The sequence below is a fragment of the Flavobacterium sp. N502540 genome (assembly GCF_025947365.1).
Classification (GTDB): Bacteria; Bacteroidota; Bacteroidia; order Flavobacteriales; family Flavobacteriaceae; genus Flavobacterium.
This window is the reverse complement of sequence record NZ_CP110012.1, coordinates 1594424-1610285: the sequence shown is the minus strand read 5'-3', so window position 1 is coordinate 1610285 and position 15862 is coordinate 1594424. Positions and strand designations below refer to the sequence as shown.

Annotated in this window: 15 protein-coding genes; 9 read left to right on the top strand and 6 right to left on the bottom strand. The window is 36.3% G+C overall.

Annotation, left to right across the window (positions count from 1 at the left end; genetic code table 11):
- Positions 1-34 precede the first annotated feature (34 nt).
- The 6 genes from OLM58_RS07210 (at position 35) to OLM58_RS07185 (ending at position 6839) form a co-directional block, all read left to right on the top strand.
- Complete coding sequence (locus tag OLM58_RS07210) at positions 35-1024, top strand: type IX secretion system membrane protein PorP/SprF (protein ID WP_264531765.1); 990 nt, start codon at positions 35-37, stop codon at positions 1022-1024.
- 158 nt (positions 1025-1182) lie between these two features.
- Complete coding sequence (locus tag OLM58_RS07205) at positions 1183-2370, top strand: phosphoglycerate kinase (protein ID WP_264531764.1); 1188 nt, start codon at positions 1183-1185, stop codon at positions 2368-2370.
- Positions 2371-2480: 110 nt separating this feature from the next.
- Entirely contained in the window at positions 2481-4328 is a 1848-nt protein-coding gene (locus OLM58_RS07200; RefSeq protein ID WP_264531763.1) for a LysM peptidoglycan-binding domain-containing protein, read from the top strand.
- Positions 4329-4374: 46 nt separating this feature from the next.
- A complete protein-coding gene (locus tag OLM58_RS07195; protein WP_264531762.1) occupies positions 4375-5343 on the top strand; it encodes a DUF4837 family protein in 969 nt (322 codons plus the stop codon).
- A 271-nt stretch (positions 5344-5614) separates the two neighbouring features.
- Complete coding sequence (locus OLM58_RS07190; RefSeq protein ID WP_264531761.1) at positions 5615-6253, top strand: DUF1579 domain-containing protein; 639 nt, start codon at positions 5615-5617, stop codon at positions 6251-6253.
- Between the two features lie 139 nt (positions 6254-6392).
- Positions 6393-6839, top strand: coding sequence for a GNAT family N-acetyltransferase (locus OLM58_RS07185; RefSeq protein WP_264531760.1), 447 nt, complete (start codon positions 6393-6395; stop codon positions 6837-6839).
- Positions 6840-6987: 148 nt separating this feature from the next.
- On the opposite strand, the gene OLM58_RS07180 is transcribed toward OLM58_RS07185, so the two are convergent.
- The 4 genes from OLM58_RS07180 to rnpA form a co-directional block, all read right to left on the bottom strand.
- Positions 6988-7791, bottom strand: a complete 804-nt coding sequence (locus OLM58_RS07180) for an OmpA family protein (RefSeq protein WP_264531759.1) — start codon at positions 7789-7791, stop codon at positions 6988-6990.
- Positions 7792-7795: 4 nt separating this feature from the next.
- Positions 7796-9433: a S41 family peptidase gene (locus tag OLM58_RS07175; protein WP_264531758.1), complete on the bottom strand. Its 1638-nt coding sequence runs from the start codon at positions 9431-9433 to the stop codon at positions 7796-7798.
- Between the two features lie 2 nt (positions 9434-9435).
- Positions 9436-10263 carry a DUF4349 domain-containing protein gene (locus OLM58_RS07170; RefSeq protein ID WP_264531757.1) on the bottom strand — a complete coding sequence of 276 codons (828 nt, stop codon included), beginning with the start codon at positions 10261-10263 and terminating at the stop codon, positions 9436-9438.
- An 80-nt stretch (positions 10264-10343) separates the two neighbouring features.
- A complete protein-coding gene (rnpA, locus tag OLM58_RS07165) occupies positions 10344-10748 on the bottom strand; it encodes a ribonuclease P protein component (RefSeq protein ID WP_264531756.1) in 405 nt (134 codons plus the stop codon).
- A gap of 125 nt (positions 10749-10873) precedes the next feature.
- Here rnpA and OLM58_RS07160 point away from each other — a divergent pair, with 125 nt between their 5' ends.
- The 3 genes from OLM58_RS07160 (at position 10874) to OLM58_RS07150 (ending at position 13499) form a co-directional block, all read left to right on the top strand.
- Positions 10874-11614: a lysophospholipid acyltransferase family protein gene (locus tag OLM58_RS07160; RefSeq protein WP_264531755.1), complete on the top strand. Its 741-nt coding sequence runs from the start codon at positions 10874-10876 to the stop codon at positions 11612-11614.
- A gap of 50 nt (positions 11615-11664) precedes the next feature.
- Entirely contained in the window at positions 11665-12657 is a 993-nt protein-coding gene (locus OLM58_RS07155) for an acyl-ACP desaturase (protein WP_264531754.1), read from the top strand.
- A gap of 188 nt (positions 12658-12845) precedes the next feature.
- Positions 12846-13499 (top strand): HD domain-containing protein, encoded by a 654-nt coding sequence (locus OLM58_RS07150; protein ID WP_264531753.1) that lies wholly within the window; start codon positions 12846-12848, stop codon positions 13497-13499.
- A 560-nt stretch (positions 13500-14059) separates the two neighbouring features.
- Here the strand turns inward: OLM58_RS07150 and OLM58_RS07145 are convergent.
- Both OLM58_RS07145 and OLM58_RS07140 read right to left on the bottom strand, forming a co-directional pair.
- Entirely contained in the window at positions 14060-14992 is a 933-nt protein-coding gene (locus tag OLM58_RS07145) for an alpha/beta fold hydrolase (protein WP_264531752.1), read from the bottom strand.
- A 744-nt stretch (positions 14993-15736) separates the two neighbouring features.
- Positions 15737-15859, bottom strand: coding sequence for a FeoB-associated Cys-rich membrane protein (locus OLM58_RS07140; RefSeq protein ID WP_255664253.1), 123 nt, complete (start codon positions 15857-15859; stop codon positions 15737-15739).
- Positions 15860-15862: the final 3 nt, after the last annotated feature.

Below are 15862 nucleotides of genomic sequence, written 5' to 3'. Positions count from 1 at the left end.
GCCCCTAATGATGTTATCTAAAAAAATTATTACAATGAAAAAGTTTATTTTATCTTTAGTACTCATGGCTGTAACAACAAGTTACAGCCAAGAGTTAAACCTACCGGTTTTTACACAGTATTTAGCCGATAATCCTTTTGTTATTTCTCCGGCCTTTGCAGGTATTGGTGATAACCTTAGAATTAGAGCCAATGGACTTACCCAATGGGTAGGGATAAAAGATGCACCGGACAACCAGTCGCTTTATGCCGATTTTAGAGTTTTGGATCGTTCAGGAGTGGGTATCAATGTGTACAATGATAAGAATGGATATACGCGTCAGACCGGAGCTAAGATCTCCTTTGCGCACCACATTATTCTGGATTATTATTCGAAACAATACTTGTCTTTCGGACTTTCGTACAACTTTAATAGTTTCCGTATTGATATTGATCAATTCTATAACAACAATGGAGACAAAGACAATAATCCCCCTATCTTTGATGCTGCGGTAACCGATAATCGTTATAATGCAAACAACAACTTTGATGTAAGTGCCTTGTACCGAAACAAGATGTTCTATATCAGTTTTAATGCGAATAACGTACTAAAGAAAAACGCAACTAAATACAGAGGAGTAGAGCCTAGGTTGCTTTCCAATTATCAGGTATATTCCGGTTTTATTTTTAAAGACGGAGAAAACAGCCGTATCGAATACGAGCCGTCGGTTTATTACCAGTACTTTGCAAGTGACGGGCGTTCTACAACCGATTTTAACTTCAAGTACAGACGTTACAACCGTTACGAAGATTATTACTGGATCGGGGTTTCGTATCGTTTCTTAAACGATCAGTTCCCAAAACCATTATCCGTTGGACCTATGGTAGGTTTTATGAAATCTAAGTTCTACTTTGGATATTCGTATCAGTTAATGTTTAACGGTTTAGGAACCTACAATTCAGGGACACACTCGGTAACTATTGGTTTCGACTTCTTACAAGCGATCAGTAACTGTCCTTGTACACAAAGTCCGGTACACGACTAAGCAAACATTTTTAGCGTTTTTAAAGTTAATTTGTTTTTTTTCCTAAATTATATCGTTTTCGCTGTTACAGCGGGTTTATTTTTATATTTTTCAAATTTGTTGCAACCCTAAAAGTTCTATATTTGTTTTTCTATCAGAAAAAATTAAAAAATTATCAAATGAAAACTCTAAACGATTTCGACTTTAAAAATAAAAAAGCAATTATCCGTGTGGACTTTAATGTGCCATTGGATGAAAACTTTAATGTAACGGATGCTACACGTATCGAAGCGGCAAAACCAACTATCGATGCAATTTTAGCGCAAGGAGGAAGTGTAATTTTAATGTCGCATTTAGGCAGACCAAAAGGAGCAGAAGACAAATATTCGTTAAAGCACATTTTGAAAAAAGCTTCTGAAATATTAGGAGTTCAGGTGAAGTTTGCTGAAAACTGTGTTGGAGAAGTAGCAAAAACTGCTGCTGCCAATTTACAGCCGGGAGAAGTTTTGTTGCTTGAAAATTTACGTTTTCACGCTGAGGAAGAAGCCGGAGATGTTGCTTTTGCAAAAGAATTAGCATCATTAGGAGACATTTATGTAAACGATGCTTTTGGTACAGCACACAGAGCGCATGCTTCAACCACAATTATTGCCCAGTTTTTTCCAACTGAAAAATGTTTTGGAACCTTATTGGCAAAAGAAATAGAAAGTTTAAATAAAGTACTTAAAAATAGCGAAAAACCCGTAACAGCAGTTCTTGGAGGTTCAAAAGTATCTTCAAAAATTACCGTTATCGAAAACATCTTAGACAAAGTAGATCATATGATCATCGGTGGTGGAATGACATTTACATTCGTTAAGGCACTGGGTGGTAAAATTGGAGAATCTATTTGTGAAGATGATAAACAGGATTTAGCACTTGAAATTTTGAGATTAGCCAAAGAAAAAGGAGTTCAGGTTCACATTCCGGTTGACGTAATTGCAGCAGATAGTTTTTCTAATACTGCAAATACTCAGGTAGTAGATGTAAACGCAATTCCTGACGGATGGCAAGGTCTTGATGCAGGCCCTAAATCTTTGGAAAACTTTAAAAAAGTAATTCTGGAGTCCAAAACAATCTTATGGAATGGTCCATTAGGAGTTTTCGAAATGGAGTCATTTGCTAAAGGAACGATCGCTTTAGGTGATTATATTGCTGAAGCTACAGAAAATGGTGCCTTCTCATTAGTGGGTGGCGGAGATTCTGTTGCCGCAGTAAAACAGTTCGGTTTTGAAGATAAAATGAGTTATGTTTCTACCGGAGGTGGAGCTATGCTTGAAATGTTAGAAGGTAAAATTTTACCTGGAATCGCCGCGATTTTGGACTAAAAAATCACAATTAACATTTTTTTACATAGTTTTCTTCAATAAACTGTTTAAGTTTGTAAAACTAAGGTTTCTGTAATTTATTGAATTATAGAATTTTAAAAAAATGTTATATGATTGTAAAGAAAATAGCAATAGTGGTTTCCGCTTTTTTTTCGATTTCTGTGGTCGCACAGAATGTTGCAAAAGCAGATGCTGAAATTAAACCGGTTGTAAAAATATCGTATTTAGATTCTGTTAAAAGTACCTTCAAAAAAAATGAACTGGCAACACGTGTTGACAGTCTTTGGATGAACGAATTAGTAAGTCTCGATATTTACGACGATTTAACAAAAGACATTCAAACCATTAACACTGATGTAACAGTTGATGAAGAACTGCCTACAGATTTGCTAAAACAGCGATTGCAGGCAATGAATGGGAAATCACCTTTTAATATTGAATACAATCAGGGATTAGAAAACATCATAAAGTCATTTCTTAAAAATCGTAAAAAATCGTTTTCACGATTAATGTCTTTATCAGAATATTACTTTCCAATTTTTGAAGACGCTTTTGCCAAACAAAACGTGCCTTTAGAAATTAAATATTTAGCCGTTGTAGAATCTGCTTTAAATCCTAAAGCAGTTTCTAAAATGGGTGCCACCGGACTTTGGCAATTCATGTACGGAACCGGAAAACAATACGCACTTAAAATAGATTCTTATATCGATGAACGCAGTGATCCGCTTAGAGCAACTGCCGCGGCATCAGAATATATGACTAAAATGTTCAGCATCTTTGGTGATTGGGAATTGGTTCTGGCCTCTTACAACTCAGGACCCGGAAATGTAACCAAGGCCATTCGTCGTTCTGGTGGAAAAACAAAATACTGGGACATTCGTAGCCACCTTCCAAAAGAAACTCAAGGTTATGTGCCCGCTTTTTTAGCCACCATGTATCTTTTTGAATACCATAAAGAACACGGGATTAATCCACAAAGAGCCGTTGTTAAAAATTTTGAAACGGATACTGTTCAGATCAAAAGCCAAATGTCATTCAAACAAATTGCTGATTTGTTAGACATGCCGCAATCTCAGATTCAGCTTTTAAATCCATCGTATAAATTAAACGTAGTTCCTTTTTATCAGGGAGAGGAGCATTATCTGCGTCTACCAAAAGAGAAAATTGCCACTTTTGTTTCAAACGAAGACAAGATTTATGCCTATGTAGCTTACCAATCGCAGAACAAAACTATTCCGGTTCAACTGGCGATGAGGACAGCCCCAAGAGCCAAATACATGGCGAAAGCCAAAGAAAAAGAAGAATCCTCTAAAGAAATTCAGTTTTACAAAGTTCGTAAAGGTGATAACCTGGGAGCAATTGCCGAAAAGTATAACGTAAGCATTGTAGATCTGAAGAAGTGGAACAATCTGAAATCAAACTCAGTGGCCTTTGGAAGAAATTTAAAAATTAAATCTGAAATAGAGGCAGCTGTTAAAAATCCTAAAGAAGCTAAAGCAACACTTGCAATAGATAAAAAATCAGAGGAAGCTATTGCTTCAGCTGATGATAAAGATAAAAATAATGCGCAATCACAGGAATATGTAGTAGCTGCCGGAGATAACTTAGGTAATATTGCAAAGAAATTCGGTATGACTATTGCGGAGTTAAAAGAACTTAATAGTCTAACTTCAAATAATATTGGTTTAGGAAAAACATTAGTGATTTCTAAAGCAGTTCCTGAAATTGTAGAGGAGAATGCTGTAACAACCGCTATTGCATCAAACAATTCAATTGATTCGTTTAAGAAAAAAGCAACGTCAAAAGCTTTGGGTGAAGACTATTACGTTAAAAAAGGAGATTCGTTGTATAGTATTTCTAAAAAATATCCGGGAGTAACCATTTCCGATATTAAAAAATGGAATAATATTAAAGACGGAGACATTAAACCCGGAATGAAACTTAAAATAAACGGATAATTCAAAATCTTATATAAATTTGGGTTTTATTTCATAACTTAAGAGGATGAATAAAACCCATTTTTTATTAGTACTACTTTCACTGCTGTTCATTTCATGCTTTAAAAATGACAAGCAGACTGAATCTGTGTCCGGAAAAACCAATACTATTTCCGTCATTATAGACGATCAATTGTGGTATGGCGAAGTGGGCGACAGCATCCGAAATAAATTTGCCTCACCGGTTTTAGGACTTACACAAGAAGAACCAATATTTACCATCAACCAGTATCCGGCTCGTTTGCTGGAAGGTTTTGTTACCGATAGTCGTAGCATTATTGTGGTAAAAAAAGCGGTTGCTGATAAGTTCGAAGTCACACACAGTGCTTCGCTGCCTCATAATACTTTTAGAATTTACGGAAAATCGGTAGATGATATCATTTGCAGTATCGAACTCAATTCCGCACAAATTATCAAAGTAATCCGTGATACCGAAATTAAAAAGATTCAGGAGGACAACAGTAAATCCCTGTTGAATCCGGCCATTATAAAAAACAAATTTCATATCGATCTTCAGATACCTGTTGGATATGAGTACATGTTGCACAAAAAGAACTTTATCTGGCTTAAAAAAGACATCATTAGCGGGAATACCAGTCTGCTCATCTATCAAATTCCAATTCGCAGTTTTGAGAAAAGCTCAAATGTAGTAGACAACATTATCCGAATGCGCGATTCGGTTGGTTACTACATCAAAGGCAAGGAACCCAAAACACGTATGATTACAGGAGAGGCCTATGCTCCCTATTTCTCGACGATTTTATTAGATGGAAAAAAAGCTTTTGAAACTAAAGGTACCTGGGAGCTTAAGAATGATTTTATGGCCGGACCTTTTATCAACTATGCCATTGTCGACGAAATGTACAACCGAATTCTGGTAATCGAAGGATTTTGTTATTCGCCCTCCAACGAAGAACGTGATCTAATGCTGGATCTGGAAGCCATTATAAAATCAGTTAAAATTGATAAGAGGTAATATAAAAGGCTGAAAGTCCAAAAGCAGAAGCATGGTGCAACGCACTACGAGCTATAGCGAAGTTTGTTTGCGCCCTGAAAGGGCAAAAGCCTCATCCCAAAGAAAGACATCTGTCCAAAAAAGATACTTTATTAAGGGGCAAACCTCTATAAATGGAATAAATTTTACCAGTTCGCAGCTTTTTATAGAAATCCTGTTAAGTTTTTAGTAATGAGGTGACAAACTAATTTTTCTTAATTTTGTTTTACAACTAACATTAAAACAGCTGATTATGAAAAATTTAATTGCACTATTATTACTAGTCATGTGTTTTGCTTCCTGTAAAAAAGAAGCAAAGACAGCAACTGAAACAGTAGGCTCTTCTGATAGTATTAAAAAAGAAGAACCAATAGCAGAACAACCGGTTGATTCGGCAGCACAAATGAAAGCCTGGCAGGAGTATGCAACGCCTGGGGCTCCTCATAAATTAATGGCCGATGAGGTTGGAACCTGGAATTGTGACATGACCTTCTGGTCAGAACCAAACGGGAAACCTGAAAAAGCCACTTCAACAGCAAACGTTAAAATGATTCTTGGAGGACGTTATCAGGAATCAAATTATCAGGGAACTATGATGGGACAAGCTTTTGAGGGTAAAAGTACATTAGCTTATAACAATGCCAGTAAAGAATACACCACCACTTTTATCGATAATATGGGAACCGGTATGCTGGTGGCAATGGGTAAGTACGATGAAAGTACCAAAAGTATGGAGCTAAAAGGCGACATGGTTAATCCCATAAACGGTAAAAAGACACCCTACAGAGAAATTTATACCATTGTAGATGCTAAAACACGTAAGATGGAAATGTTTGATGTAAAAAATGGTGAAGAGTTCAAGAGTATGGAAATCATTATGAAGAAAAAATAAGATTGACATTCCATCATAAAGTATAAATCCCGGTTGCAGTTTGTAATCGGGATTTATATTTAAGAATATTTGGTATAATTTTGTTTTTAGCGTAAGTTAGAACCATAAACAATAAGCCAAAACCATAAACAAAGAGCAAATGGAGTTAAAATGGAAAATAAAGCCTTTTGAGGCGTTAAATGTAAACGAGCTATACGATTTGCTCAAATTAAGAAGTGAGATCTTTGTAGTCGAGCAAAACTGCGTTTATTTAGACCTTGACGGTAAAGACAAGAAAGCATTACACCTGATTGGGGAATACGATGGCAAAACAGTAGCGTATGTACGTTTATTCGACGCGGGGATTAGTTTTGATAATGCTTCGATCGGACGTGTGGTGGTGGATGCCAATTACCGTGACCGAAAATGGGGACATGATCTGATGCGTGAAGCAATTGCAGCCATAAAATCAAATTTTGATAAAGATGCGATTACGATTGGAGCTCAATTGTATTTAAAAAAATTTTACGAAAGCCACGGATTCGTGCAAACCAGCGAAATGTATCTGGAAGATGATATTGAGCATATAGAGATGACTCGTAACTAGTATTGTTGGAAAGGTGCAGAGTTACAAAGAGACAAAGGTTCAAAGACAAAAAGTTTTTGTGAAAGTCTAAATAACGGTAGTTTAAGGAACAAGATTCTGCACAAATCTGCTTAATCTGCGTGAAAAAAAGTTATCCGTTAATAGTCGTTTAAATCTTAGTAATCAAAAATTCAACACGACGATCCAGATTATCTCCTTTTCCCAGCGGGTATTTATTCCCGCAACCCTGATAAGTCATTCGGTTTTTGGAGATCTTTTTGGAGCTGAGGTAATAAAAAACTGTTTTGGCACGGTTCCAGGAAAGTCTTCTTTCATTGGTGGCTCTGTCAATTCCGTCGGAGTAGATCTCAGGGGTGCAGCAAACATGACCTCTGATTTCGAATTTTAAACCATTTTGTTTTTCTAAGATTGCGGCAACTTTATCTAATTCCTTTTTAGAGTTTAAAGTAAGTTTTGAACTTCCAATATCAAATAAAATATTGTCTAAGAAGATCTTGTCGCCAATTTTAAGTTTGTTAGGGAATGAGTTGTAAATTCCTTTTCCAAAGCTGTTTTTCTTTACGGCAATTAAGTCAACCCGCCGATTTCGGGAACGGGTTTCGTGTAAGTTTTCGATAGTGTCAGGCCGTACAACCACACGGCCTTTGCCTTCCAAAATAACAATTTTACCCTGGTTGAAGCCCGCGCGAACCAATAAGTTCTGGATGGTGGCTGCGCGATTGTTAGACAAACGGAAGTTGTATTCGTCGTTTCCGCGATCATCACAATAGCCATATATTTGTACCGACTCAACTTTAGAGGTGTCGATACTTTTAATAAAACGGTTTACAACTTCGGTTTGTTTTGGTGTAAGGTCGAACTTGTCAAATTCGAAATAAATAGTTTCAATAGGTTTTTGTTGTGCCGATAGATTGTAAATAAGAAACAGAAATAGAACTCTGTAAAGCTTCATTTTTTTACATTTTTAAAATCGTTTTATACTCGGTCTGGTTATTTAATACGTTTACTGCTTTTTTAATTTCTGAATTATTTTTAATATAATATTGATACAAGCCTTCCTGATACTGATATCTTTTAATCAGTTCTTCCTGTATCAGGTTTCTGATTTCCTTTTGATTTTTATCCAGTAGTGTGCTTTCGCTTTTTTCAAGAGCTGCTTGTAACTGTTGGTATTCCGTAGCAATAGTTTCGTCTATTTTTTCATTTTTGGCTGCAGCCATCATATTTTTCAGCGCCACTTCCGATTCCGTATCAAAACTAATTTTGTTGGTTTTCAGGAACTGTTTAAAACTGCTGTAATCAGCATCAGTAAGGATTGGTGTTTTGTCTCCTAAGTTTGGATTTTTGTAATAGTACGTGGTAGCATAATCAAAGATCCCGTCATTTTTTAGCAAGGCCGTTGTAATCGGACTCATTTTGGTTTCGTCCAGTTCGATATCCGGTAGAACACCACCGCCGTCATAAACCGTTCTTCCTTTTCGGGTTTTAAAAGCATTAAAGTTTTTAGAATCGGTTTTTTGAGCCACACCATTTTTGTCTTTGTGGGCATAATCCAAAGCCTGAATACAACGTCCGGAAGGCGTGTAATAACGTGAGATTGTCACTTTCAACTGAGTTCCGTAAGTTAAGTCAACAGAGCGCTGCACCAAACCTTTTCCGAAACTGCGGCTTCCCAGAATCACGGCACGGTCTAAATCCTGTAAAGCTCCCGAAACAATTTCTGAGGCTGAAGCACTTCTGCCATTGACTAAAATGGCCAGAGGAATTTCAGTATCAACAGGTTCTTTAGTCGTTTTATAAATATTGTTGTGTTTTTCGATTCTTGATTTTGTCGTTACAATAACCTCATTTTTCGGAACAAATAAATTACAGATATCAATAGCTTCATTGAGCAAACCACCAGGATTTCCTCTTAAATCAAGTACGATTTGTGTAGCACCGTCCGCTTTAAGTTTCTCCAATGCGTCTTTCACCTCGTTGGATGCCTTTCTGCTAAAGTGCGCCAGAACAATATAACCCGTTTTAGCATCGATCTTTCCAAAAAACGGAACCGATTTAATATCTACTTCATCCAGAACCAGTTGCGTGGTGAAGGTTTGTCCTTGTCTGAGGTATTTGATGTTGATTTTCGTGTTTTTAGTTCCCTTCATTAATTGCGAAGCATCATCTTTAAAATCGGCAATCAAAACATCACCAATCTGAATGATTTCGTCTCCCGCTTTCAATCCGGCCTTGTCAGCAGGATAGTTTTTATAAGGTTCACGAACAATCAAACGGTCCTTTTTTCTTGAAATCAAAGCTCCAATTCCGGTGTATTCTCCGGTATTGTTGATTTTAAAATTCACAACATCCTGTTCGTTAAAATAAACCGTATAAGGATCCAGACTGCCCAGCATGCTTTTAATGGCTTTGTCCATCAGATCACCCGGGTTGGTCTCGTCAACATAATTCGTGTTTACTGCTTTAAACAGCGTAGTGAAAATTTCGATTTGTTTGGCAATTTCAAAAAAGTCGTCTTTGAAACTGGTTCCGATAAATAAAAACCCTGCCGCAACAGCAGGTATGATGAATTTCTTCTTGAAATAAGGATACATGATTATATTTTTTTTCTTTTAAATCTTTTTCTAATAAAGTAGACAAGTACGCAAAATACGATTATAAACGGCCATATACTAATGATCGAAATTAAAAAATCGGACAGGCTGAAAAATCCAGATTGAATAGCAGTCCATATTTTGGAACCATAAGAAATCTTAACGCCTTGTTTTTGAGCTATGGTTTTGTAAAATGATATCGTTACAGTACTTTCTGAAACGCGGCTTTCGAGGTATTTTAACTGACCTTCTTTGGCTTCAATTTCTTCACGGATAGCCGAAATCTGTTTTTCGATTTCCAATATTTCACTAATCTTAGTAGCTTTTTGTAAAATCTCTAAATAACGGGCTTCAAGTTTGCGTTTTGTGTTTAATCTTGAAGTTAAATCAATGTATTGTTCGGTAACATTTTCTGCTGAAATCTCTTTTTGTTCAAAGTACGAAACACCCTTAGAAACCGCATTTATAAAAGAATCAAAGTTAGCACTGGGAACGCGAATCGTTATGGTTCTGTAAATGTTGTCATATTCTTTGCCTTCAGAATCATTCTGAATGGTGGCTTTATTGGCAACAATCGCAGTTTGGATTTGTTTGAAAGTATCTTCTAAATCATTGGTTTCGAATCGAAGTGAAGCCTGCTTAATAATTTTTTGTGAAATCTGTGGCGCATCCGGGGCCGCTTTGTCATATTGTACCTCTGACGCTGAAACGGATTCTTTTTTTGGAGCAAGCTCGACTGTGCTAATCATCATATTAGCAGATGATTCCTCATTTTTACTGCAACTTGAAAAGCCTAAAAAGAGCAAGAATAAAAATAAAATATAGCGCATAATATTTCAAATTAAATTTAAAACTACAATTTTTTTATAATTTTTCGTATAATTTGATAAATAAAGTTGTCGTAAACGAATTACAATTCTGTTTTATTTTCAGAATCAGGGGTTTTGTTTACCTGCTGAAGGAATTTCTCAAACAGCTGAACCGTTTTGGTATTGATTTCTTCATAAGAGAGTCTGTCTTTCGTTTGATAAAAAAACATCAATGAGTAGGGCTGTGGAATGTTATCCAAAAGTAAATGTTTGTTCAGTCGGTAGGTTTCTCTTAGAACGCGTTTGAAGTAATTTCGGTCTACGGCTTTTTTGAAGTATTTTTTGGAAACCGAAACGCCAATTTTGATTTTTTCTGGTGAATTTTCTTCCGCCGGAGCATAAACCAAACGCAAAGGATATTTTGAAACCGATTTCCCTTCAGAAAACAGTAAACTTATTGTGGTTTTGCTCTTTAAGCGTTCATTTTTAGGGTAAGTGAAGTTCATTTAATTCAGAAAAAATTTGCAAATTTTAGGGCAAAGGTACAATTAAACCAGAAAAACGGTTATTGTTTTCAATTTTTATACCGCTAAAAATTTATTTATTACTTTTGGGCATTAATTTTTTAAGCATGCAAAAGATAATTTCGTACCCCATTTCCGTAATTTATTACTTGTGTTTTGGTTTTTGTCTGGCGGTATTTCACCCAATACAATGGTTCTGCCTGAATGTTTTTGGGTATCAGGCGCACAAAAAGAGCGTAGATTATCTGAATTTCTTCTTGTTAAGATGCACGAATCTGGTGGGAACAAGGTACACCGTTAGCGGAGTAGAGGGTATACCAAAGGGAGTTCCAATCATTTTTGTTGCTAATCACCAAAGTATGTACGATATCGTGACAATGATTTGGTACTTTAGACGATTTCATTGTAAATTTGTAAGTAAGAAAGAGTTAGGAAGCGGAATCCCGAGTGTGTCTTTTAATTTACGTCATGGAGGATCTGTCTTAATCGACCGAAAAGACCCTAAACAAGCGATTCCGGTAATCAAAGGCTTGTCTGAATATATCGAAAAAAATACCAGAGCCGCTGTAATTTTTCCTGAAGGAACAAGAAGTAAAACAGGAAAACCTAAAGAGTTTGCACAAAGTGGTTTAAAAATCTTATGTAAATATGCGCCGTCTGCTTATGTAGTGCCGGTAAGTATCAATAATTCATGGAAAATGGTTCGTTTTGGAATGTTTCCGGTTGGATTAGGAAATCATTTAACCTTTACAGCACATCAGGCAATGGCCGTAAAAGATTATGATTTTGCCGACTTAATGGCTTTGACAGAAAAAGCAGTGGTAGAAGGAGTAAATGAGTATAAATAGATTTTTGTTTTAGTACAAACGAAAACTTAAATCCCAATCTTAAATAAGTAATGTCTATAAAAAACATTAGATTAGAAGTAATGCAGTTTTTGGAAAAAAACGTGGATAGCTTCGTTGAACAGTATTTAATTCCAGTGGAAAAAATTTGGCAGCCGTCAGACTTTTTGCCTAATTCTGAAGGAGAAAATTTCTTTGAGGAGGTAAAAGAGTTACGTGAAATTGCTAAAGAACTGCCTTATGATTTCTGGGTAACTTTAGTGGGGGATACCATCACTGAAGAAGCTTTGCCAACATATGAGTCATGGTTAATGGATGTAGAAGGAGTTAATCAGATAGAAAACGGTGGAAATGGCTGGTCGAAATGGATCAGACAATGGACTGGAGAAGAAAACCGCCACGGTGACCTTTTAAATAAATACTTGTATTTGTCCGGTCGTGTAAACATGCGTGAGATCGAAATGACTACTCAGCATTTAATCAACGACGGTTTTGATATTGGAACCGGATCTGATCCGTACAAAAACTTTGTGTACACCAGCTTCCAGGAATTGGCGACTTATGTGTCGCACAACAGAGTGGCACAAATGGCAAAGAAATTTGGTGATAACAAATTGTCTAAAATGTGTAAAATGATTGCAGGCGACGAAATGCGTCACCATCATGCTTACAGCGAGTTTGTTACTCGTATTTTTGCCGTTGATCCAAGTGAAATGATGTTGGCGTTTCAATACATGATGAAACAAAAAATCGTAATGCCGGCGCACTTTTTAAGAGAATCAGGTCAGAAAATAAGCACTGCTTTTGAGCAGTTTTCAGATTCAGCACAACGTATAGGGGTGTACACCGCTAACGATTATGTTGATATTATGCAAAAGCTAATCAACAAATGGGAAATTGATAAAATTTCAAATTTAACAGACGAAGCAGAGAAAGCACGTGATTACCTGATGAAATTACCAGCCCGTATGGCAAGAATTTCCGAAAGACTTGTAATTCCTGCAGAATCTCATATCTTTAAATGGGTGGAGCCTGCCAGATTGTAAATTACAGATTTCTGATTTTAGAGTTTAGACTTGTGAAACTTTAAGCAGAATAGCTGAAAAACATATTGTTGATTGTTGAGGTTTGAAAACTTTGACAATCAACAATTTTTATTTAAAGTACAAAATACCAGAGTAAATCTGTTTCACCTGCTTGAGATGTGTGACATTTACCACAAACTACAAATACTATGAATAACTTCGAACTTATAAATAAAACGATTGCTTTTGTAAAAGAGAAATTAAACGATGCCGAAGGTGGACACGATTGGTTTCATATTGAGCGTGTTTATAAAAACGCACTTTTAATTGCCAAAGGAACTGACTGTGATCTTACTGTAGTGCAATTGGGAGCTTTGTTGCATGATATTGCCGACAGTAAATTCCACAATGGAGACGAGACTATTGGGCCTAAAACAGCTCGTTTCTTTTTGGAATCCGAGGAAGTTGCAGAGGAAATAATTCAGCATGTGGTAAACATCATCGAAAACATCTCTTATAAGGGCGGAAATTTTGAAAAGAGGTTTTCTTCTGTAGAATTAGATATCGTTCAGGATGCGGACCGTTTAGACGCAATTGGAGCAATTGGAGTAGCAAGAGCATTTAATTATGGCGGCTTTAAGAATAGAACGCTCCATGATCCTGCAATTGCACCCATAACTAATATGACAAAAGAGGAGTATAAAAAGAATACGGCACCAACGATCAATCATTTTTATGAAAAGCTTTTGCTTCTGAAGGATAAGATGAATACCGAAACCGGTAAACAAATTGCTGCAGAAAGACATCGTTTTATGGAAACATTCCTGGCGCAGTTTTATGCGGAATGGGAGGGGGCTAAGTAAGGAGGGGTTAGTCTCGGTCTCAGTTTTCAGTCTCAACAGCCATGGTGTCATCCTGAGCGAAGTCGAAGGCTTATGGAGTTGTATTTTTTTTAGTCCCGGTCTCAGTCTCAGTTTTCAGTCTCAATAGTCATGATGCCACCCTGAGCGGAGTCGAAGGCATATGGAGTTGTATTTTTTTTAGTCCCGGTCTCAGTTTCAGTTTTCAGTCTCAACAGCCATGACGTCACCCTGAGCGAAGTCGAAGGCTTATGGAGTTGTATTTTTTTTAGTCCCGGTCTCAGTTTTAGTTTTCAGTCTTAACAACCATGGTGTCACCCTGAGCGGAGTCGAAGGCTTATGGAGTTGTATTTTTTTTAGTCCCGGTCTCAGTGTCAATTTTCAGTCTCAACAGCCATGGTGTCACCCTGAGCGAAGTCGAAGGCATATGGAGTTGTATTTTTTTTAGTCCCGGTCTCAGTCTCAGTTTTCAGTCTCAACAGCCATGGTGTCACCCTGAGCGGAGTCGAAGGCATATGGAATCGTAAGTTTTTTTAGCTTAAGTTTCATTTTTAAGCTCCCGATTACTTTGATGAGGCTTTCTGAACAAATGCCTGCACAGCGTTTTTAAATTCTTTGTTCTTCTCGTAATATAAAATGTGACCTCCTTTTATAATCGTTACTTCCTGGTTTGGAAATTTAAACATACGGTAGTGATCCGGGCCAATACTATGATCTTGCGATCCTGTGATTATAAGAGCAGGTACTTTTATTAGTGAAGTTTGTTTGGTAAAATTGCTTAAGTAAACAGGCATACTTAGTGCCAGCTGTCCAAAAGAATAGTTTCTTTTAAAACTACGGTCGATACTATCGAGTTTTTCTACGTTCTGTTTACTGTCAGATAATATCATGTAATCCTTGCCTGCTTTTTTAATGCGTTTCTTTGAAGTTATAAAAGTATCGAGTGCCGTTTCATTATTTTTTACCGTTATGTTTTCACCAAGGGTTTTGCCCATAAAATCAATCTGATTCAGCAACGAATCGTTGATATCCAATGTTGCATTTAAAAGAATTAAGCCCTTAACATGTTCCGGGTATTTTTGAGCGTATCCGGAAGCTAAGATTCCTCCAAAGGAATGCCCCATGATAAACACTTTTTCGGTATTCAGGGTTTTACGAATGTCTTCAATATCCTCTAACATCCTGTCGAGACTGTAATTGTTGTCCGGGGAGGATGCGGAACGGCCACAGCCTCTTTGGTCAAAATAGCAAATAGTCAGTTTATCTTCAAGAACATTTCCTCCCATTTCTTCAAACGATTTACTCCATGCACCAGGACCACCATGCAAAAAAATACAGAGATCACCTTTACCGGAAACTTTGAGAAACAAAGGAACCCCATCAGAAGTAACAACAGTACTATCGTTTAGTCTTGCAGGAGTATTGCTTTTCTGGCTGTGTCCATCATATCCAAAACACAAAAGCAAAAGAAAAAGGAAAGAAACTTTCGAACTCATTTTAGCATTTGTTTTAAAGGGTTGTCATTATTTGACTTTTAAATCCTGCTAAAAGTATAATTAAAACCACAAATTAAAAAATTAAAACAGATCCTTTTGATTAGTATTTAGTTGATATATAGAGGAGTAAAAGTTTTTTTCCGCCGAGACACACTAAGAAAACACAAAGCTTCACAGAGATTATAAATCCTTTGTGAAGCTTTGTGTTTATATGGTGAATTAATTATTCTTCTAAATTTAGGGTTTAAGTACTTTTAGTTTAAGCTGTACCCAATTTAGCTGTGAGATTGTGGTCATTATAAAAAGTAGATAAATTAGAAAATCTTTTTGTACAAAGACATATATACCTTTATTGAAATAATTAAAAGTGTTTTTTTTAGGCTCCATTAACTTTAATAAAAGGCCATTGAAATAGAACCAGAATATTAAATGAATACTAAAAAAGGATATCGTTCTAAAATCGGATGAATTTATTTGATTGTCAATGAGATTGTATTGGTGCGCTAAATAAATAATGATAAAAAAAGCAGCAATGCCTAAATTGATGTGTCGGTTTAAAAGGACTTTTTTAGAAAGAATTAAAAATAGGGACAGATTTAAGGTTATGAAGAATAAATAATAAATAAAATGGATCATTTTTTAAATCTGTTTTTTTTAAATATCAGCCATCAGTAAAGCTGAGTAACGTTGTATCGTTTTAAATCTTTGTCCCTATGAGCCTTTGTAACTTTGAACCTTAAAAAGCTACGAACAACCACAATTCCCATCCCCACAATCTTTCTTCTTTTTAGATTTCCAAAAGAACTTTTTGATGAGGTAACCCACGGCAATGAATAGTATGATAAAGGCAATAATTTCTTGTACCATGAT

What these genes read in the sequence shown, in the direction of transcription:
- OLM58_RS07210 (WP_264531765.1), top strand. Translation starts at nt 35, where the DNA reads ATGAAAAAGTTTATTTTATCTTTAGTACTCATGGCTGTAACAACAAGT.
- OLM58_RS07205 (WP_264531764.1), top strand. Translation starts at nt 1,183, where the DNA reads ATGAAAACTCTAAACGATTTCGACTTTAAAAATAAAAAAGCAATTATC.
- OLM58_RS07200 (WP_264531763.1), top strand. Translation starts at nt 2,481, where the DNA reads ATGATTGTAAAGAAAATAGCAATAGTGGTTTCCGCTTTTTTTTCGATT.
- OLM58_RS07195 (WP_264531762.1), top strand. Translation starts at nt 4,375, where the DNA reads ATGAATAAAACCCATTTTTTATTAGTACTACTTTCACTGCTGTTCATT.
- OLM58_RS07190 (WP_264531761.1), top strand. Translation starts at nt 5,615, where the DNA reads ATGAAAAATTTAATTGCACTATTATTACTAGTCATGTGTTTTGCTTCC.
- OLM58_RS07185 (WP_264531760.1), top strand. Translation starts at nt 6,393, where the DNA reads ATGGAGTTAAAATGGAAAATAAAGCCTTTTGAGGCGTTAAATGTAAAC.
- OLM58_RS07180 (WP_264531759.1), bottom strand. Translation starts at nt 7,791, where the DNA reads ATGAAGCTTTACAGAGTTCTATTTCTGTTTCTTATTTACAATCTATCG.
- OLM58_RS07175 (WP_264531758.1), bottom strand. Translation starts at nt 9,433, where the DNA reads ATGTATCCTTATTTCAAGAAGAAATTCATCATACCTGCTGTTGCGGCA.
- OLM58_RS07170 (WP_264531757.1), bottom strand. Translation starts at nt 10,263, where the DNA reads ATGCGCTATATTTTATTTTTATTCTTGCTCTTTTTAGGCTTTTCAAGT.
- rnpA (WP_264531756.1), bottom strand. Translation starts at nt 10,748, where the DNA reads ATGAACTTCACTTACCCTAAAAATGAACGCTTAAAGAGCAAAACCACA.
- OLM58_RS07160 (WP_264531755.1), top strand. Translation starts at nt 10,874, where the DNA reads ATGCAAAAGATAATTTCGTACCCCATTTCCGTAATTTATTACTTGTGT.
- OLM58_RS07155 (WP_264531754.1), top strand. Translation starts at nt 11,665, where the DNA reads ATGTCTATAAAAAACATTAGATTAGAAGTAATGCAGTTTTTGGAAAAA.
- OLM58_RS07150 (WP_264531753.1), top strand. Translation starts at nt 12,846, where the DNA reads ATGAATAACTTCGAACTTATAAATAAAACGATTGCTTTTGTAAAAGAG.
- OLM58_RS07145 (WP_264531752.1), bottom strand. Translation starts at nt 14,992, where the DNA reads ATGAGTTCGAAAGTTTCTTTCCTTTTTCTTTTGCTTTTGTGTTTTGGA.
- OLM58_RS07140 (WP_255664253.1), bottom strand. Translation starts at nt 15,859, where the DNA reads ATGGTACAAGAAATTATTGCCTTTATCATACTATTCATTGCCGTGGGT.